This is a genomic window from Providencia sp. UF-183 (assembly GCF_058246155.1).
The window spans coordinates 16,590-34,692 of sequence record NZ_JBSICD010000025.1 but is presented as its reverse complement, the minus strand read 5'-3'; the positions used below and the strand labels follow the sequence as shown (position 1 = coordinate 34,692).

17 protein-coding genes are annotated in these 18,103 nt (G+C 42.5%); 5 read left to right on the top strand and 12 right to left on the bottom strand.

Annotated elements, in window-relative coordinates:
- Positions 1–160 precede the first annotated feature (160 nt).
- Positions 161–913: a sulfite exporter TauE/SafE family protein gene (locus tag AC4IFT_RS19060; RefSeq protein ID WP_490752281.1), complete on the bottom strand. Its 753-nt coding sequence runs from the start codon at positions 911–913 to the stop codon at positions 161–163.
- A 211-nt stretch (positions 914–1,124) separates the two neighbouring features.
- On the opposite strand from AC4IFT_RS19060, the gene AC4IFT_RS19055 reads away from it, so the two are divergent.
- Complete coding sequence (locus AC4IFT_RS19055) at positions 1,125–1,685, top strand: helix-turn-helix domain-containing protein (RefSeq protein ID WP_490736761.1); 561 nt, start codon at positions 1,125–1,127, stop codon at positions 1,683–1,685.
- Here the strand turns inward: AC4IFT_RS19055 and AC4IFT_RS19050 are convergent.
- The 4 genes from AC4IFT_RS19050 to ivbL form a co-directional block, all read right to left on the bottom strand.
- Positions 1,682–2,344, bottom strand: a complete 663-nt coding sequence (locus AC4IFT_RS19050) for an alanyl-tRNA editing protein (RefSeq protein ID WP_490752279.1) — start codon at positions 2,342–2,344, stop codon at positions 1,682–1,684. The two genes, AC4IFT_RS19055 and AC4IFT_RS19050, sit on opposite strands and share 4 nt — an antisense overlap.
- Before the next feature lie 166 nt (positions 2,345–2,510).
- Entirely contained in the window at positions 2,511–2,795 is a 285-nt protein-coding gene (ilvN, locus tag AC4IFT_RS19045) for an acetolactate synthase small subunit (protein WP_047756595.1), read from the bottom strand.
- A gap of 2 nt (positions 2,796–2,797) precedes the next feature.
- Positions 2,798–4,495 carry an acetolactate synthase large subunit gene (gene ilvB, locus AC4IFT_RS19040; protein ID WP_490752301.1) on the bottom strand — a complete coding sequence of 566 codons (1,698 nt, stop codon included), beginning with the start codon at positions 4,493–4,495 and terminating at the stop codon, positions 2,798–2,800.
- Between the two features lie 103 nt (positions 4,496–4,598).
- Positions 4,599–4,688, bottom strand: coding sequence for an ilvB operon leader peptide IvbL (gene ivbL, locus AC4IFT_RS19035; protein WP_219249565.1), 90 nt, complete (start codon positions 4,686–4,688; stop codon positions 4,599–4,601).
- A gap of 338 nt (positions 4,689–5,026) precedes the next feature.
- On the opposite strand from ivbL, the gene AC4IFT_RS19030 reads away from it, so the two are divergent.
- Together AC4IFT_RS19030 and AC4IFT_RS19025 are read left to right on the top strand one after the other, a co-directional pair.
- On the top strand, positions 5,027–6,196 hold the full coding sequence (locus tag AC4IFT_RS19030; protein WP_490752277.1) for an MFS transporter: 1,170 nt from the start codon (positions 5,027–5,029) through the stop codon (positions 6,194–6,196).
- A 253-nt stretch (positions 6,197–6,449) separates the two neighbouring features.
- Positions 6,450–6,857, top strand: a complete 408-nt coding sequence (locus AC4IFT_RS19025; RefSeq protein WP_219245580.1) for a helix-turn-helix domain-containing protein — start codon at positions 6,450–6,452, stop codon at positions 6,855–6,857.
- A gap of 277 nt (positions 6,858–7,134) precedes the next feature.
- Here the strand turns inward: AC4IFT_RS19025 and AC4IFT_RS19020 are convergent, their stop codons facing one another.
- Positions 7,135–7,653, bottom strand: coding sequence for a single-stranded DNA-binding protein (locus AC4IFT_RS19020; RefSeq protein WP_490736755.1), 519 nt, complete (start codon positions 7,651–7,653; stop codon positions 7,135–7,137).
- 453 nt (positions 7,654–8,106) lie between these two features.
- Between AC4IFT_RS19020 and uvrA the strand changes: the two genes are divergently transcribed.
- Positions 8,107–10,941 (top strand): excinuclease ABC subunit UvrA, encoded by a 2,835-nt coding sequence (uvrA, locus tag AC4IFT_RS19015; protein ID WP_490736753.1) that lies wholly within the window; start codon positions 8,107–8,109, stop codon positions 10,939–10,941.
- Between the two features lie 39 nt (positions 10,942–10,980).
- On the opposite strand, the gene AC4IFT_RS19010 is transcribed toward uvrA, so the two are convergent.
- From AC4IFT_RS19010 to dnaB, 5 genes are all read right to left on the bottom strand, one after another.
- Complete coding sequence (locus AC4IFT_RS19010; protein WP_490752275.1) at positions 10,981–11,304, bottom strand: type II toxin-antitoxin system RelE/ParE family toxin; 324 nt, start codon at positions 11,302–11,304, stop codon at positions 10,981–10,983.
- Complete coding sequence (locus AC4IFT_RS19005) at positions 11,279–11,509, bottom strand: ParD-like family protein (protein ID WP_225820729.1); 231 nt, start codon at positions 11,507–11,509, stop codon at positions 11,279–11,281. Before AC4IFT_RS19005 ends, AC4IFT_RS19010 begins: the two co-directional genes overlap by 26 nt.
- A gap of 271 nt (positions 11,510–11,780) precedes the next feature.
- A complete protein-coding gene (locus AC4IFT_RS19000) occupies positions 11,781–12,977 on the bottom strand; it encodes an amino acid aminotransferase (protein WP_490736749.1) in 1,197 nt (398 codons plus the stop codon).
- A 100-nt stretch (positions 12,978–13,077) separates the two neighbouring features.
- Positions 13,078–14,160 (bottom strand): alanine racemase, encoded by a 1,083-nt coding sequence (alr, locus tag AC4IFT_RS18995; protein WP_490752273.1) that lies wholly within the window; start codon positions 14,158–14,160, stop codon positions 13,078–13,080.
- Between the two features lie 267 nt (positions 14,161–14,427).
- Positions 14,428–15,840, bottom strand: coding sequence for a replicative DNA helicase (gene dnaB / locus AC4IFT_RS18990; RefSeq protein WP_219245576.1), 1,413 nt, complete (start codon positions 15,838–15,840; stop codon positions 14,428–14,430).
- Positions 15,841–16,054: 214 nt separating this feature from the next.
- Between dnaB and AC4IFT_RS18985 the strand changes: the two genes are divergently transcribed.
- Positions 16,055–17,038 (top strand): quinone oxidoreductase, encoded by a 984-nt coding sequence (locus AC4IFT_RS18985; RefSeq protein WP_490752272.1) that lies wholly within the window; start codon positions 16,055–16,057, stop codon positions 17,036–17,038.
- A 61-nt stretch (positions 17,039–17,099) separates the two neighbouring features.
- On the opposite strand, the gene dusA is transcribed toward AC4IFT_RS18985, so the two are convergent.
- Entirely contained in the window at positions 17,100–18,101 is a 1,002-nt protein-coding gene (dusA, locus tag AC4IFT_RS18980; protein WP_490737325.1) for a tRNA dihydrouridine(20/20a) synthase DusA, read from the bottom strand.
- Positions 18,102–18,103 lie beyond the last annotated feature (2 nt).

Below are 18,103 nucleotides of genomic sequence, written 5' to 3'. Positions count from 1 at the left end.
AACGAATTAGATTTTAACTCCATAAAATTAATTATTAATAATATAAAAAACCGCCGCATTACGTATGAACCCAATAATGCCAGCGGTGATTGTAGCATGTTGCTTATATTCCGCTATTTATCTTTAAAAATAAACTTGTGTTATTAGGCGAAATTTATAATTAAAGAACAAAGAAATATCGATATAACAAGGCAATACCTGAAACTAAAATAACGAGATTAATAATTTTCAAAAAGGCTTCACGAGAGATTTTTAATGTAATATGCCTTCCTACCCAAGTTCCAATCAACATAGCAGGGCAAAATGCTAATGCAATCAATAAAATATCAAGATTAAGATACACCCCCATAACGAGGAAAATCACCACGCGGGTTAGTGTACTAAAGCCAATTAACGTCATTTGGGTAATACGAAAACGCTGTTTATCTTCAATACGGCTTGATAAATACATTGCATAAATAAAACCACCGCTTCCAAATAATGCGCTAAAAACGCCCCCAATCAGGCTAAAGGGCACAACCAGTGCTTTTGAAAAGGGTTTTTGGGCTTTTTTTGAAAAAAAAGCATTTAATACGTAACCAATAACAAAAATCCCTAATAATAAAACTAAAATATCGGGTCGTGTTTTTAATAAAATGGCAGCACCTATTAAACTTCCCACTACCATGAGTGGAATTATCCATTTTATTTCCTGATAATCCGCGTTTTTTCCATCTTTAAATAAATTTAACACAGCAGCTGTTAAGTCAATTAAAGCCAAAATTGGAACAATCATATTCAATGGCAAATACATTGCTAATACAGGCGTAGCAATGAGTGCTGAACCAAACCCCGCCATTCCAAAAACAATATAAGCAAACAACAATGTCGCAAAACAAATCGCCATTTCTGGTGAGAATAATTCAAACGGCATAGTACTGAACTCCGAAAGTTTTTAACACTCAAACTATAGTTTTTATCGTATTTATTAAATAGTTTTATTTTTTTAATTTTTTAAAATTCAAATCTCTATCAAAAAATCAGATAGCGTATTGAAATAACATGGATAACCAAGAATATGTGATTTGATTCTCTGAGTGATGTAGAATTAACACGATAAACCACTGTTCAGGGAAAGGCGCAACATGGAAAAAAAAATTAATATAAAAATCGGCCAAAAAGTTCGTTTACTCCGACAAGCGAGAAACCTTTCGCTTAACGAACTTTCTCGTCTTTCCGGTATATCGAAAGCAGCACTATCGAAACTCGAATCTGGTGACTCAAACCCACGCATTGATACACTAGAAGCTATCGCGATTGCACTGCGATTTCCCTTAAGTGATTTATTCACACGACAACATGAGACCTACCCTTATTTAGTAAAATCAATGCCAAGTGATGAAGATGAATATTCTCAACAATTTAAATTCCGCATCAGCATGGGTAATATCTCAGAAATCTGGCAATTAACAATGAAACGGGGGGCAATTATTAACAGCCCTGCTCACATGACGGGAACCCATGAACATATTATGGTTAACTCAGGTTCGCTCATGTTACGCTTAAACAACGAGCAAAATGTTGTCTTAGAAGCAGGGGATTTTTATGCATTTAGCGGCGATTTTCCCCATACCTACTTATGTATGGATGGTGAACTTCAAGCAACTGTCGTAATGACATACTCTCATATCAGTGACGGTGTTTAAGCAGTTACATGCTGTGCATCATAGCTGATACGCAAAGTGCCTTTTTTAAATTTCATCGACTTAATAGAAAAATGGCAAATACTATCTAATGAAGAAACATGTGTTCCCCCGCATGGCATCTCTTCCGTTTGGTCGATATAACTTATTCGCATTTCACCATTTTGCTTTATATCAACCTTGCGAGCACTCTGTAAGCTTTCATTAATGATGCCTTCAATTTGCGCGCTATCAAGCTCTTCAAAAGGCGTTACCTGATTTTCCATCATGGTAAATTCCACTCTGGATTCATCTGGGAAGTGGTGCCCTTTTTGTGCCATCCAGCCAAAACGGCGTAATTCCCAATTCAGCAAATGCCCTGCGGTATGAAGTGCAGCATAACGTTGGCGTTTCTCACTATCCACTTTCGCAATGACCCTGTATTCAGTATTGAAAGCGACACTTTCAGGTAAATAAGCAACGATTAGCCCACTCGGTTGTTTCCTAATCCGAACGGGAAACTCATTAACCCAAGCCGTATCCGCAGGTTGACCACCACCTTGAGGATGGAAAATATTTTCTTCAAGTGCAACCCAGTGCCCTTCTTCGTCAATCCCTTGGTTAACTAGCTTTGTCTCTATTTCATATAGATAGGTATTAGAAAGATAGATATTGTTTTGCATCTTTTTTGTTCCTTTTATTCTTCAACGTAAACTGAGAAACTTTTTATTTATCTTTCGATGTTATATCACCGACGTTCGTTTTAAGAAACCCCGAATTAGATATTATTTGGCTAAAAAATAAGCCCATACCAAAGTATGAGCTTATTTGAAAATCTAAGCTTAAGAATTACTGCAAATAATTTTGCATTGTTTCAAACAGCTGTAGGTTATCGCTAAAGCGAACTTCCCTAACATCTTCAAGCTTTTCAACTTGGTTAATCATTTGCGATAAGCGTTCGTCTTTTTGGACTAATAACCAAATACGACTCTCGTCTTTATCCTTAATTGGCATACAAAGAATACCATCTACGTTAAATGCTCGGCGCGCAAACAGGCCACAAATATGTGACATAACCCCTGGATGGTTACGAACAATTAACTCTAAAGCAATTGGGTGATGTTCAAGTACCATAATTACGCTCCAATCATATCAATATTAGCGGCACCCGGTGGAACCATTGGATATACCTTCTGATTCACATCGATCAGGGCATGAATTAAACAAGGGCCTTTGGTATTCATTACTGCTTCCAGCGCCATTGCAGGGTCTGCCTCATTATTCAAATCACAGGTTTGTAAACCAAACCCTGCCGCTATCTTAATAAAGTCAGTTTGGTACGGATAAGCTGCAGCAAATATGCGATTTTCAAAAAATAAATCTTGTTGTTGATGAACCATGCCCAGCGCTTGGTTATTCATCAAAACAATTTTGATATTTAATTGGTGCTCAGCTGCTGTCGCTAATTCCTGAATATTCATCATTAGGCTACCATCACCAGAAAAACAAACGATGGTTTTTTCAGGCTCAGCCAAGGCAGCACCAATCGCAGCAGGTAAACCAAAGCCCATCGTCCCTAAGCCACCTGAAGTCAGCCATTGGCGGGGACGAGATAACGGATATACCTGCGCAGCCCACATTTGATGCTGGCCAACATCTGTCGTGACAATGGCATCCTCACCCGCAGCGCGGGCGGCTGCTAACACCAGCCCATAGTGGTTTAATGGGTTATCTGCTTCACTCAAGTTTAATGGGTATTTTTCTTTTAGCTCATCAACTCGTTTGATCCATTCACTTCGCGTATTTCGCTCAACCAATGGCAGCAATAATTCTAAAATTTGCCCTGCGTCTGCATGGATAGCAATGTCTGGGCGCTTAATTTTACTGATTTCCGCTTTATCGATATCAACGTGAATAATTTTGGCATTAGGGCAAAATTTTTCGGCTTTTCCGATGGCTCTATCGTCAAAACGAGCCCCAATAACAATCAGTAAATCCGATTCTTCCATCACCATATTGGTACTTGCTGCGGCATGCATCCCAAGCATCCCTAAGTACAATGGATGTCGCATAGGGACAGTCCCCAATGCCATCAAGGTCATGGTTGTAGGCAAAGAGGCTTTTTCCGCAAATGCAATCGCCGTTTCTGTCGATGCAGAGCTGATTACACCACCACCAAAATACAACACTGGACGTTTGGCTTCGTTGATCATCTGTGCCGCTTGGATCACTTTTTCCATATCAAATGTTGGCGCTTTGTCTTTCGGTAAAACTTCAGGTATCTCAGTTAATTCTATGGTCGCGGTTTGAACATCTTTCGGTATATCAATCCAAACTGGCCCCGGACGACCTGATTCAGCAATACGAAAAGCATCACAAATCACCTGCGGCAAATCATTTATGCTGCGAACCAAGTAGTTATGTTTGGTAACTGGAATAGAAATACCATAAGTATCAACTTCTTGGAACGCGTCAGTTCCTATCATCGAAGAGGGTACCTGTGCCGTAATACAAACCAACGGGATAGAATCCAATTTTGCGTCAGCAATAGCGGTCACTAAATTGGTTGCCCCAGGGCCACTTGACGAAATACACACCGCAGCTTTACCCGTTGTACGAGCAATGCCTTGAGCAATAAACCCAGCCCCTTGCTCATGACGAGCAAGAATATGGCGAATTTTTTTACTTTTTCCTAGTGCGTCGTAAAAAGGCAAAGCTGCCCCGCCAGGAATACCCGAAACAGTGGTAATGCCATGTTTTTCCAGTAAATATACTATTAATTCTGCGCCCGTAAAACGGGTTTTCTGTGGTGATGTGTTGCCCGATTCGCTCATCATAATTATCCTTTGCTAGCCTGCGGATTTGAGCGAGAGTGAATAAAAAACCCCGCTCGGTTTGCGCCGGCGGGGTTTCTAAATCTGCGTTGATTTGTACCCGTTACGGCGCTAAGCCCACGACCACCACCACACGCACGACCACCGCAGCACGTGGCGCGGTTAGTAGTAGGTTTGAGTGATTAAAAGTCATGTTCACGGGTTTTTCCTGTTTTAGTCTGTCTGTTTAATTGTTCGTTGTTTTCTTAACTCCCTTTAAGAAAACATAATTTTTTTATCCTGACAATCATTTTTTCGTTTTCCAGCCCTCATCCCTCTTAAATGAGAGCATCATCACACTCAATAAAATCAACACTATTAACTCAATTTTAGCCAAAATTAAGTTTTATCGACTATTGCATTAAGGCTTACTTTATCACTTGACTTCAAGTCAACTTGAAGTTGTAGCATAGAAGCTCAGAGCATCAGTACTCAAACAAAAATCATACCTAATAAATTGATTTTATTATTTTTTATAAGAAAGAGGTTTCTATGCCAAGGTCTGTCTGGTGGTTAGCCATCACACTTGCATTATTTATAACAGGGAATGCCATTGTTCTTTCCGTTGCCGTGGTCATTGGTGAAAACCTCGCAATCGACCCAAAACATGCAACCATTCCCCTATTAAGTCAGTATGTTGGCTTAATACTGGCAACAATTCCCATTGCCTTTTTGATGCAAAAATATTCGAGAAGAATTGGGTTTATTATCGGGAATATTGGCGGGCTAATTGGTGCAGGCCTGTCCATTATTGGTGTTTTAGAAAGTAATTTATTCTATTTCTCTGTCGGCTTATTTTTCACCGGCATTGCGATTGGAACTGCACAACAATTTCGTTTTGCCGCTATAGAAGAAGCCCCTGTTTCCTTACGGGCGAAAGCGATTGGCCTTGTGATGAGTGGCGGTATTGCCGCTGCCTTAATTGGCCCAACACTGGCTATTACGACCCAAGGATTTTTTGCAAAGTATCCGTTTGCAGGCCCTTTCATCACATTAGCGGGTATTTATGTTATCGCATTTATTTTATTGCTCATCGTGCCCCTGAAAAAAGTGGTGAAAGCACCACACGATGAAAACGTAATAAAACGAAGTTATAAAGCATTGTATTCACAGCCAATACTGAAATTAATCGCAATTGTCAGTGCCATTGGCTATGCCATTGTTGTCTTTACTTTTGCCTCTATTCCGCTATCGATGAAGCAACATGGTTTTCCTTTTTCATCAATCGCAATTGTGTTTCAGTTTCACGTATTGGGTATGTTTGCTCCCTCATTTTTTACAGGGACATTAATTCACCATTTAGGAGCAAAACGCATTATTTTATGTGGCATCATTTTATTAATTTTATCTGCGGTGATGAACTTATTGGGTAATGATTTTTATCACTATTTGTTATCTGGTATTTTTGTTGGCGTGGCTTGGAATTTAATTTTAATCAGTACGACTAATTTACTGCCACACAGCTATGAAGCGCATGAAAGAGCAAAAGTGCAAGGAATGACCGATTTTCTAATCTACTTTTTTGGTGGTGTCGGTAGTTTAGCGGCTGGCGTACTCTTTTTCACCTTCGGATGGCAAGCAATGAATATGTTATCCATCGTGGTTTCACTCGCTATCTTTATCAGTTTTTGGGGCCTCAAAAAATATATCCCAACACACTGATCAACATAAACAGCTTCGATCCTTATCATTATCTTGTTTACCGTAGGATAGAAGCTCAATTATTACTCATTTACGCGTTTATTGATAAATATATTATCTTAAGGCAAACACTACTGGTTAAAGATTAATTTAAATTCGCTATTAATGCCATTTAACAAATTAACAGCCTGTATTTGCACTTGTTTAGTATTTATTTATTGGCGGTTTACTTAATGAGGGATATGATTAAAAAGTAACTCGTAGGAAAAACATTATGTATAAAGAAATCCCTGTTCCCTATAATGGGAAATACACAGAGTTTCAATCTACAGTTGTTAATGAAATAATCGTTTGGATTGAAATGAACTTAACTAGTCGCCTATTACTGGATGACATCGCACTAAAATCTGGATATACAAAATGGCATTTACAAAGAGTATTTCGTAAGGTTGTTGGTATGCCCTTAGGTGAATATATTCGCCGAAGACGGATTTGTGAGGCAGCAAAAGACCTCTGCACCACAGAACTACAAGTAATTGATATTGCATTAAAATACCAATTTGACTCCCAACAATCTTTTGCAAAGCGATTCCGTGCTTATTTAGGCACATCGCCGTCAATCTACCGAATTTCCGGTGAAAGTCAAAATGACCCTTTACTACTGGAACCCAAAGTAGCCTGATACGCAATATGAAAATACAATTTGCACTTACCCTTTTTATTCCACCTTCAATACAAAGCCCCACGTAAGTTAATTACTGGGGCTTTTTTATTATTTAAATTACCAATTAAAAATTTCTTAATTTAAAATTAATAATTCCTTAAGGTTTTAAATTTTTTTTATTTTAATATTCTAATAAAAAACTTTATTATCAGCTAATATTTTAAATGTGATTTTTAGATAAAATAAAGGCCTCTCTAGGAAGCCTTTAATATTGTTAGCTTATTACAGTAACGAATTAGAATGGAATATCGTCATCGAAATCCATTGGTGGTTCATTAGTTTGTGGAGCTGGTGCTTGTGAGCGTGCTGGTGCCCCGCCGCCACTGAATTGTTGTGCCGCTTGTGGCTGCTGAGGTTGGCCCCAACCACCTTGACCACCTTGACCTTGTGATGGTGCATCACCGCCACGACCACCTAACATTTGCATTGAGCCGCCAATGTTCACAACCACTTCAGTTGTGTAGCGATCTTGACCGCTTTGATCTTGCCATTTACGCGTTTGCAAAGAACCTTCGATATAGACTTGTGAACCTTTTTTCAGGTATTCACCTGCAACTTCAGCTAATTTGCCGAAAATTACCACGCGATGCCATTCTGTTTTTTCGCGCATCTCGTTAGTTTGCTTGTCGCGCCAGCTTTCAGAAGTTGCCAGAGTCAGGTTTGCCACCGCTCCGCCGTTAGGCATATAACGGATTTCAGGATCTTGCCCTAGGTTACCGATAAGAATTACTTTATTTACGCCTCTGCTGGCCATTTATTACTCCTGATGCATTGAATTTTAATCTCTGGATTAGCCCTGAAGTTTACCAACGACCGAGCCGATTTGCACCAACAATTGAAATTGCGTCTCTAAACTTGCGAAACGCTTTCCAGAGTTAAGTGAAATTCTAGAGTGCTTTTGCCAGTATAGACAAAAAATAATACACACCGCATCTATCTTTTCGATAAATTCTGGCTTTTGTTTTCCAATTTCATCATTAAAACGTCCTACTCTAAATAGTTCAATTCACAGCTAGGCGGCAAGCAAAGATATCGCAGGGAGCATACATAAGTATGTGACCTGCGTAGCTGAGCGCAGCCAACACCGCTGTGGGTTGAAATCTGACGAGTAGGAAAATATAACGACCACTGTATATCCATTCAGGGAAAATTATGTGATAATGATCGCTTGCGATTGTTCAATATCAAATCATCCGGGAAGTGGTAAATGGATAATATCGAAGTCCGCGGCGCACGCACGCATAATCTGAAGAACATCAATCTCGTTATCCCTCGTGACAAGCTGATTGTTATCACGGGTTTGTCTGGCTCAGGAAAATCATCTTTAGCCTTTGACACCCTATATGCTGAGGGTCAGCGCCGGTATGTTGAGTCCCTATCAGCCTACGCTCGGCAGTTCCTCTCCTTAATGGAAAAGCCTGACGTAGACCATATTGAAGGGCTATCTCCTGCGATTTCGATTGAGCAAAAATCCACTTCTCATAACCCACGTTCTACAGTGGGAACAATCACTGAAATTCATGACTACTTGCGGTTATTGTTTGCGCGGGTAGGTGAGCCTCGTTGCCCTGATCATGACATTCCATTAGCGGCACAAACCGTCAGCCAAATGGTTGATAATGTTTTAGCGCAGCCAACGGATCGCCGCATGATGCTGCTTGCGCCTGTCGTTAAAGAGCGTAAAGGGGAACACGTTAAATTACTCGATAACTTAGCGAGCCAAGGCTATATCCGTGCAAGAATTGACGGGGAAGTTTGCGATCTTTCTGATCCCCCTAAACTTGAATTACAGAAAAAGCACACCATTGAAGTCGTGGTGGATCGTTTCAAAATTCGTGATGACATTGCCCAACGTTTAGCTGAGTCATTTGAAACTGCGCTAGAGCTTTCTGGTGGTACCGCCGTTGTTGCCGATATGGACGACCCACAAGCAGAAGAACTGGTCTTCTCTGCTAATTTCGCGTGCTCCGTTTGTGGCTATAGCATGGTGGAATTAGAACCGCGCCTGTTTTCCTTTAATAACCCCGCAGGTGCTTGCCCAAGCTGTGATGGCTTAGGGGTTCAGCAATTTTTTGACCCTGAACGCGTACTGCAAAATACCGAAATTTCTTTAGCTGGCGGCGCTATTCGCGGTTGGGATCGCCGTAACTTTTATTATTTCCAGATGCTGATGTCATTGGCTGAACACTATAAGTTTGATGTTGAAGCCCCTTATGATTCACTCGGCCCAGCAGTGCAAAAAATTATTTTGTACGGCTCAGGCAAAGAAACCATTGAGTTTAAATATCGTAATGATCGCGGTGATATTACCGTTCGCCGCCATCCATTCGAAGGTGTTCTCAATAATATGGAGCGCCGTTATAAAGAAACGGAATCCACCGCAGTTCGTGAAGAACTGGCGAAATACATCAGTAACCGCCCTTGTGTTTCCTGTAATGGAACGCGTTTACGTAAAGAAGCGCGCTTTGTGTTTGTTGAAAACACCACGTTACCAGAAATCGCGGATTACAGCATCGGCCATGCCATGGAGTTTTTCCAAAACTTAAAACTCAGTGGGCAACGCGCACAAATCGCCGAAAAAGTGCTGAAAGAAATTGGTGACCGCCTTAAATTCTTAGTTAACGTTGGCTTAAACTACTTAAGTTTGTCACGCTCTGCCGATACCTTGTCGGGTGGTGAAGCGCAGCGTATTCGCCTTGCCAGCCAAATTGGTGCAGGTTTAGTCGGTGTGATGTATGTGCTTGATGAGCCTTCTATTGGTCTGCATCAACGGGATAACGATCGCCTGCTAGAAACCTTGATCCACTTGCGTGATTTAGGCAATACCGTGATCGTCGTAGAGCACGATGAAGACGCCATTCGCGCTGCCGATCATGTGATTGATATCGGCCCAGGTGCCGGTGTGCATGGTGGTCAAATTGTTGCCCAAGGTACATTAGAAGATATCGTGGCTAACCCAGATTCCTTAACAGGTAAGTTCTTAAGTGGCGAGCGACGAATTGAAATTCCGAAGCAGCGTGTTCCTGTCAATAAGGACAAAATGCTGACGGTATTTGGCGCAAAAGGTAACAACCTGAAAAATGTGACATTAAAAGTGCCAGTCGGGTTATTTACCTGTATTACGGGCGTATCTGGCTCAGGGAAATCGACACTGATTAACGACACATTATTCCCAATTGCCCAGCGCCAACTCAATGGGGCAACCACCATTACCCCTGCACCTTATTTAGATGTTGAAGGCTTGGAACATTTCGATAAAGTCATCGATATTGACCAAAGCCCAATCGGGCGAACACCGCGTTCTAACCCTGCGACTTATACCGGTGTGTTTACGCCAGTTCGTGAATTATTTGCAGGGGTACCAGAGTCCCGTACTCGTGGTTATAACCCGGGTCGTTTTAGCTTCAACGTGAAAGGTGGGCGCTGTGAGGCCTGTCAGGGTGATGGCGTTATCAAGGTTGAGATGCACTTCTTACCCGATGTCTACGTACCGTGTGACCAATGTAAAGGCAAGCGTTATAACCGCGAAACCTTAGAAATCAAATACAAAGGTAAGAGCATTCATGAAGTTCTCGATATGACTATCGAAGAATCTCGTGAATTCTTTGATGCGGTTCCTGCTCTTGCTCGTAAGCTGCAAACCTTGATGGATGTGGGTTTATCCTATATTCGCCTTGGCCAATCAGCGACCACGTTATCAGGTGGTGAAGCACAGCGTGTTAAGCTGGCGAAGGAGCTTTCCAAACGCGGTACTGGGCAAACTATTTATATTCTAGATGAGCCAACGACAGGCCTACACTTTGCGGATATCCAACAGCTTTTAGTCGTACTGCATCAGTTACGTGACCAAGGCAACACCATTGTGGTCATTGAACATAACCTTGATGTGATTAAAACAGCAGACTGGATTGTTGATTTAGGTCCAGAAGGGGGCAGTGGCGGTGGTGAAATTCTCATTGCAGGTACACCAGAAGAAGTGGCTGAATGTGAGAAATCCCATACTTCAAGGTTCTTAAAAACCATTTTAGAACGCGGCTATTAAAACAAAATAACAAAAAGGAAGTCATTAGTGGCTTCCTTTTTACTTGATTAATTTTAAATCACTTTTTGTCTGCTTCTTTTGTTTTTCATCATAATTTTCATGTGAGCCAATACTCAAAAGGTATAGCGCCAACCGCGATGAAACCCACGAATATCCTAATAATACCACCAATTCATTGAGCCTAAATTTGTGAACACGTAAATAATCAAGGTCACCTTTTTTTAGCTCGCCAATCAATGGATTGTCAATAATACGATCGATTTCATCCTCAACGACTTTTAAATCGTTCTCTGGCATTTTCTTGAGTACTTTTTCGAACCGAGCTGATTGATAAACTTCAATCTCGTTTTGTTTTTCGAACATATCGAGATACCTTGTTGTTCTCGACCTCAACCTGAGCCAATAACATCTCTTCAATAAAGCGGTAAGACAAATCAGGGTTATCTTCAGCTATCCGGCCTATTTTTGCCCAATGTTCAATTTGTTTTGGAACACTTCTGCTTTTCGCTTCTGCATGAATTTTAGCTTCAGATACGAAATCATCATCTAATCGAACTGAAATCGCCATAATTTTTCACCTACTCACAAAAGGTTTATTTTATAAATATCATTATGTTACTAAATACTGAACATAATGGGTTTCACGTCATGATGATATTGCAACCTTTTCATATTCTGAACAATATCAGACAACAGATCGTGTCGCTTGCAGGTAGGTCAATCATACATCACCCAAACCAAAATGCAACATTTTGTCGCAACATGCGATCTTAGACATAAAAAAACGCAGGCCTTAACCTGCGTTTCGATAATCAACAACATATTCAATTAGCAGATAATTACTGGCTAACCGCAGCAAATGCCTCAACGATACGTTTTACATTATGACGGTTGACGCCTGCCATACATACACGGCCTGTGCCCACTAAATACACTGCAAACTCATCTTTTAGGCGAGCCACCTGTTCTTTAGTGAAACCGGTATAACTGAACATTCCGCGCTGTTTCAATAAATGGTCGAAGTTTTTGGTTGGTAACGCTTTTTTCAGCTCATCCACCAGCACAGTACGCATGTCTAAAATACGTAAACGCATTTCTTCTACTTCTGCTAACCATTTTGCTTTTTCTGCACTGTTGGTCAGCACCGCAGCCACAATTTTTGCCCCATTAGATGGCGGGCTAGAATATAAACGGCGTACACCCGCTTTAAGCTGGCCTAATACGCGGTCGCGCTCATCGGTATTTTCACAAATAACCGATAACCCACCCGCACGCTCGCCGTAGATACCAAAGATTTTAGAGAATGAATTGCTGACAAATACGGTTAAGCCCGCTTTGACCATCGCTCTAATCGCATAAGCATCTTCATTGATACCTTCAGCAAAACCTTGGTAAGCAATGTCTAAGAATGGGATCAGTTTGTGTTCAATCGCCACTTTCGTGACTTCATCCCACTGCGCTGGCGTTAAGTCAGAACCGGTTGGGTTATGGCAGCATGGGTGCATTAAAATGATACTATTTGCTGGCAATTTCTTGAACGTTGCGAGCATTTCATCGAATTTAACGCCTTTAGTTTTTTCATCAAAGTATGGGTAATAATGAACTTTTGTGCCCGCACCTGAGAAAATAGAGGCATGGTTTTCCCACGTTGGGTCACTGCACCAAACTTCTGAGTCAGGATAATATTGATGTAAGAAATCTGCGCCGATTTTTAATGCACCTGAGCCGCCAATGGTTTGCACTGTTGCAATACGCTCTTGTGCAATCAGCGGGCAATCTTCACCAAATACCAGTTTTTGCAGTTCAAGACGGTAATCTTTTAAACCTTCCATTGGCAAATACAAAGAGGCACTTGCTGGTAACTTGTTAAGTGACGCTTTAGCGGTACCCACCGTTGCCAGCTCAGGCGTTTTACCTTCGCCATCGTAGTAAAGACCAATACTCAAATTAATTTTGTTATTGCGAGTGTCTTTATTAAATTCATCCATTAACGACAAAATTGGGTCGCCCGGATAAGCATCAACATGTTCAAACACAGGACATCTCCTAATCATTATTTGGCGCTTATGATGTCAGCGCTCATTACGTTATTCAGCGTGGTTATTACGTTGTTACTTGAAAATAACCCTTTGTTGACTATTCGTCTACATATTCCATCGCAACACGTGAGGTCAATTTGGTGAGTAACTCATAGTTGATAATGCCCGTTTGTGCGGCAATTTCTTCAACTGGCAGTCCATTCCCCCATAAAACTACGTCATCACCCACTTTATCGGTGGCGTTTAGCCCTAAATCCACGACAGTCATATCCATCGAAATACGGCCAATAATCGGCACTTTTCGCCCATTAATTAATACTGGCGTCCCAGAGGGCACATTACGTGGATAGCCATCCCCATAACCAATGGCAACAACCCCAAGGTGAGTATCTTTCTCACTACACCACGTTTCACCATAGCCAACACATTGGCCTGCTGAATGTTCTCTCACTGCGATTAAGGTGGATTTTAAAGTCATGACTGGCTGTAAGCCGAAATCTGCTGCACTTTTTCCTTCTTGAGGAGAAGCGCCATACATCATGATGCCGGGACGAACCCAGTCATAGTGAGCTTCAGGCCATAATAGGATACCAGCGGATGCCGCAATGGACTTTTCACCCTCTTTGCCTGCAATAAACTGTTTAAAACAGTCGATTTGATGCTGAGTGGTTGGTAAGTGTGGTGCATCTGCTTGGCAGAAGTGGCTCACTATATTGATAGGTAATTCAACGTTTTGGCAGCGTTGTAGGCGTTGATAAAAATCCTCAGCGTCTTTTGGCAATACACCAAGGCGGTGCATCCCAGTATCCAATTTCATCCAAACTTTGAGGGAATGCGGTAACTTAGCCGCTTCAAGCATTTCAAGCTGTTCAACACAATGGATAACAGTGTCAATTTTGTGCTCAGCCATCAACTCGAGGTCTGCTTGCTCAAAAAAACCTTCCAGCAAGACAACGGGTTTTGTGATGCCATGTTGGCGCAGTAGCAAAGCCTCATTCAACCTTGCCACGCCAAAGCCATCCACCAACGCTTCCACTGCACTTCCCACTCCAACTAACCCATGACCATAAGCGTTTGCTTTAACAACTGCAATCAGTTGGCTATTTGGGGCAATTTCTTTCACCCGTAGCAAGTTGTGTCGCAGAGCGCGGCGGTTTATCAATGCGGTTGCCGCTTTCATGATCCCCTCGTGTGTTTCTCTCTAATTTGGCCAAAAATTAAGCTGCACGTTGGCAGCTCAATATATTCTCTCTTTGTTATACGCTAAAAAATATCAATTTCCATTCGATAGTTTTTTTATTTTTATGGATCATTTAATTTTAATACTCTAAATAGTTTGAGTTGTCGCTAGGCGGCAAACGAAGATATCGCGGGGAGCATACACAAGTATGTGACCCGCGTAGCTGAGTGTAGCCAACACCGCGACAGCGCAAAATATGACGAGTATTTAGTCTTCATCGTTATACGCAGGCCCCGCGTAGTTATCAAAGCGCGACCACTGCCCGTTAAACGTCAACCTTACCGTACCAATCGGCCCGTTACGTTGCTTACCTAAAATAATCTCCGCAACCCCTTTGAGCTCGCTGTTATCGTGGTAAACCTCATCACGGTAGATAAACATGATTAAGTCCGCATCCTGCTCGATAGACCCTGATTCACGCAAGTCGGAGTTAACTGGGCGTTTATCCGCACGTTGCTCAAGGCTACGGTTAAGCTGTGATAACGCCACCACAGGCACATTAAGCTCTTTCGCTAAGGCTTTGAGCGAGCGCGAGATCTCGGCAATTTCAAGGGTACGGTTATCGGAGAGCGAAGGAACACGCATTAACTGAAGGTAGTCAATCATGATCAGGCTTAAGCCACCGTGTTCACGGTAAATACGCCTCGCACGGGAACGCACCTCTGTAGGTGTCAGACCGGATGAGTCATCAATGTACATGTTGCGCTTTTCCATCAAAATACCCATGGTACTGGAAATACGCGCCCAATCTTCATCGTCTAATTGGCCAGTACGAATACGCGTTTGGTCAACGCGCGAAAGTGACGCGAGCATACGCATCATGATCTGGTTACCGGGCATCTCTAAACTGAAAATTAACACCGGCTTTTCTTCTGTCATTGCCGCATTTTCACACAAGTTCATCGCAAAGGTGGTTTTACCCATAGATGGACGTGCTGCCACGATAATTAAATCTGAGCCTTGTAACCCTGCGGTTTTTTTATCAAGGTCTTGATAACCTGTAGAAACCCCTGTCACCCCATCATGAGGTTGCTGGTAGAGCTGCTCAATTTTTTCAACCGTTTCGGACAAAATGGCTTCAATACCTTTTGGCCCTTCATCTTTGTTCGCGCGCGATTCCGCGATTTGGAAAACTTTGCTTTCCGCTAAATCCAGCAAGTCTTCACTGCTACGCCCTTGTGGGTCGTAACCCGCATCTGCAATTTCATTAGCAACAGAAATCATGTCACGCACAACAGCACGTTCGCGAACGATATCCGCATAAGCATTGATGTTCGCCGCACTTGGCGTGTTTTTTGATAACTCAGCTAGGTAGGCAAAGCCCCCGACGCTATCAAGCTCACCTTCTTGCTCTAACGATTCTGACAAGGTAATTAAGTCGATAGGCTTGCCCCGCTCTAGCAATATTTGCATCTGCGAGAAAATCGTGCGGTGAGGACGGCTAAAAAAGTCAGCGTGTGTGACCCGTTCAGAGACGGTATCCCAGCGTTCGTTATCCAACATCAAACCGCCTAAAACAGATTGCTCCGCCTCAAGAGAGTGCGGGGGAAGTTTCAAACCTTCCATTTGGTGGTCCCGTGGGGCATCTGTTTTAAAATTCGATGAGGGTTTTTTAGCCATACATTTGCTTCCAAGTCTATAATTAACGAACAGCTTCTAGTATACGCCAATCTGATTTTTGTTGTGGCTTTCTTTGCGCTTTCAGGCGAGAGAATTGCCTGCTAACGTTTTCAACAAAAAGCACAAACCAATAATTCTTCTGATTGAAACATGGCGTTATAGTAAAACGATTGATATTGTAAACGAAACTGAATGGTCCTTATTGGAGATTGTCATGGCAAAACGTATCGAGTTCGCGCAGCATGGTGGCGCTGACGTTCTAAACTTTGTAGATTATTCCCCAACCGCACCTGCCGATAACGAAATTCAAATCGAAAACCGCGCAATCGGCATCAATTTTATCGACACCTACGTTCGTAGCGGCCTCTACCCTGTGGCCAAATTACCCAGTGGCCTCGGCACTGAAGCGGCTGGTGTGGTCGTCAAAACAGGTGCCCACGTCACAGGTTTCAAACCCGGTGACCGCGTGGTGTACGCCCAAGGTCCACTGGGTGCATACAGCGAAGTGCACAATGTACCGGAGCACGCTGTTGCCCACTTACCCGATGGTATTACCTTTGAACAAGCCGCGGCGAGCTCACTCAAAGGAATGACAGTCTACTATTTATTCCATCAAACATATCAACTCCAACGTGATGAAGTGTTTTTGTTCCACGCTGCCGCAGGTGGTGTGGGCTTAATTGCCTGCCAATGGGCAAAAGCACTTGGCGCAAAAATGATTGGTACTGTGGGTTCTGCGGATAAAGCATTACGTGCAAAAGAAGCGGGCGCATGGGATGTGATTAACTACCAAACCGAGGACATTGCGGCGCGCGTTAAAGAGATCACACAAGGCGAAAAAGTCAGTGTGGCATACGATTCTGTAGGTCAATCTACATGGCTTGCCTCTTTAGATTCACTGAAACGTCGCGGGTTGATGGTGAGTTTTGGTAATGCCTCGGGCCCTGTGACAGGGGTGAATTTGGGTATTCTCAACCAAAAAGGCGGCTTATACGTCACTCGCCCATCTTTGGGGGTGTATGTCACTAACCGTGCTGAGCTAGACCAAGCCAGTAATGCGTTGTTTGATATGATTTTAAGTGGCAATGTGAATGTGGATGTACCGCAATCGCAAATTTTTGCCCTGAAAGACGCGCAAACAGCCCACACCACTATTGAGTCGAGAAAAACCCAAGGATCAAGCTTGTTGATCCCGTAATGGCTTTCTCGTCATTCAAAAAAAGCGCCTATTTAGGCGCTTTTTCTTTGTAGCCAACCTGCTATTCACCGCGAGTTACAAACTCCAAAGCCTGCTCAACCACTGCTAAGTCAGCGCCTTTTTTGTGAGCGTTTTCACTTAGATGGCGACGCCATTGGCGAGCCCCTGGGATACCTTGGAAAATACCTAACATATGGCGTGTCATATGGCCTAAATAAGCGCCCTTAGCCAATTCACTTTCAATATACGGGTACATCGCCCGCACAGCATCAATGCCATTTGTCACAGGAAAGTGCTCACCAAACAATTGGTTATCAACCGCTGTTAAAATAGACGGGTTTTGATACGCTTCGCGCCCCACCATCACGCCATCTAAATATTGAAGGTGTTCTTTTGCTTCTTCCAGCGTTTTAATGCCACCGTTAATCGCCATGGTTAAATGCGGAAAATCACGCTTTAATTGGTAAACACGGGGGTAATCTAAAGGAGGGATTTCGCGGTTTTCTTTTGGGCTTAGGCCAGATAACCATGCTTTGCGTGCATGGATAATAAACATTTCACAGCCGCCCTTGCTAGAAACAGTCTCGATAAAATCACACAAAAATTCGTAGCTATCTTGCTCATCAATACCAATACGAGTTTTAACCGTTACAGGAATGGATACCACGTCTTGCATTGCTTTTATGCAATCCGCTACTAACTGCGCATCCCCCATCAAGCACGCACCAAAACGGCCATTTTGCACACGGTCAGATGGGCAACCTACATTTAAATTAATTTCATCGTAACCGCGTTCTTCAGCAAGCTTAGCGCATTGGGCTAACGCCGCAGGGTCGCTACCACCCAGTTGCAATGAAACAGGGTGCTCTTCTTCACTAAACGCAAGGTAATTTCCCTTTCCATAGATGATAGCCCCCGTTGTCACCATTTCGGTGTACAACAAGGTATTTTTGCTTAATAAGCGATGGAAATAGCGGCAATGGCGGTCTGTCCAATCGAGCATAGGCGCAACGGAAAAGCGGTTTAAATTTTGATAACCTTGTTTTGGTGTATTTTGCTGCATGG

Coding starts and splice junctions, on each gene's coding strand:
- AC4IFT_RS19060 (WP_490752281.1), bottom strand. CDS start 913: ATGCCGTTTGAATTATTCTCACCAGAAATGGCGATTTGTTTTGCGACA.
- dusA (WP_490737325.1), bottom strand. CDS start 18,101: ATGCAGCAAAATACACCAAAACAAGGTTATCAAAATTTAAACCGCTTT.
- ilvB (WP_490752301.1), bottom strand. CDS start 4,495: ATGAGCGAATCGGGCAACACATCACCACAGAAAACCCGTTTTACGGGC.
- AC4IFT_RS19050 (WP_490752279.1), bottom strand. CDS start 2,344: ATGCAAAACAATATCTATCTTTCTAATACCTATCTATATGAAATAGAG.
- alr (WP_490752273.1), bottom strand. CDS start 14,160: ATGAAAGCGGCAACCGCATTGATAAACCGCCGCGCTCTGCGACACAAC.
- AC4IFT_RS19010 (WP_490752275.1), bottom strand. CDS start 11,304: ATGTTCGAAAAACAAAACGAGATTGAAGTTTATCAATCAGCTCGGTTC.
- ivbL (WP_219249565.1), bottom strand. CDS start 4,688: ATGACTTTTAATCACTCAAACCTACTACTAACCGCGCCACGTGCTGCG.
- AC4IFT_RS19020 (WP_490736755.1), bottom strand. CDS start 7,653: ATGGCCAGCAGAGGCGTAAATAAAGTAATTCTTATCGGTAACCTAGGG.
- ilvN (WP_047756595.1), bottom strand. CDS start 2,795: ATGGTACTTGAACATCACCCAATTGCTTTAGAGTTAATTGTTCGTAAC.
- AC4IFT_RS19030 (WP_490752277.1), top strand. CDS start 5,027: ATGCCAAGGTCTGTCTGGTGGTTAGCCATCACACTTGCATTATTTATA.
- AC4IFT_RS19055 (WP_490736761.1), top strand. CDS start 1,125: ATGGAAAAAAAAATTAATATAAAAATCGGCCAAAAAGTTCGTTTACTC.
- AC4IFT_RS19005 (WP_225820729.1), bottom strand. CDS start 11,509: ATGGCGATTTCAGTTCGATTAGATGATGATTTCGTATCTGAAGCTAAA.
- AC4IFT_RS19025 (WP_219245580.1), top strand. CDS start 6,450: ATGTATAAAGAAATCCCTGTTCCCTATAATGGGAAATACACAGAGTTT.
- dnaB (WP_219245576.1), bottom strand. CDS start 15,840: ATGGCTAAAAAACCCTCATCGAATTTTAAAACAGATGCCCCACGGGAC.
- uvrA (WP_490736753.1), top strand. CDS start 8,107: ATGGATAATATCGAAGTCCGCGGCGCACGCACGCATAATCTGAAGAAC.
- AC4IFT_RS18985 (WP_490752272.1), top strand. CDS start 16,055: ATGGCAAAACGTATCGAGTTCGCGCAGCATGGTGGCGCTGACGTTCTA.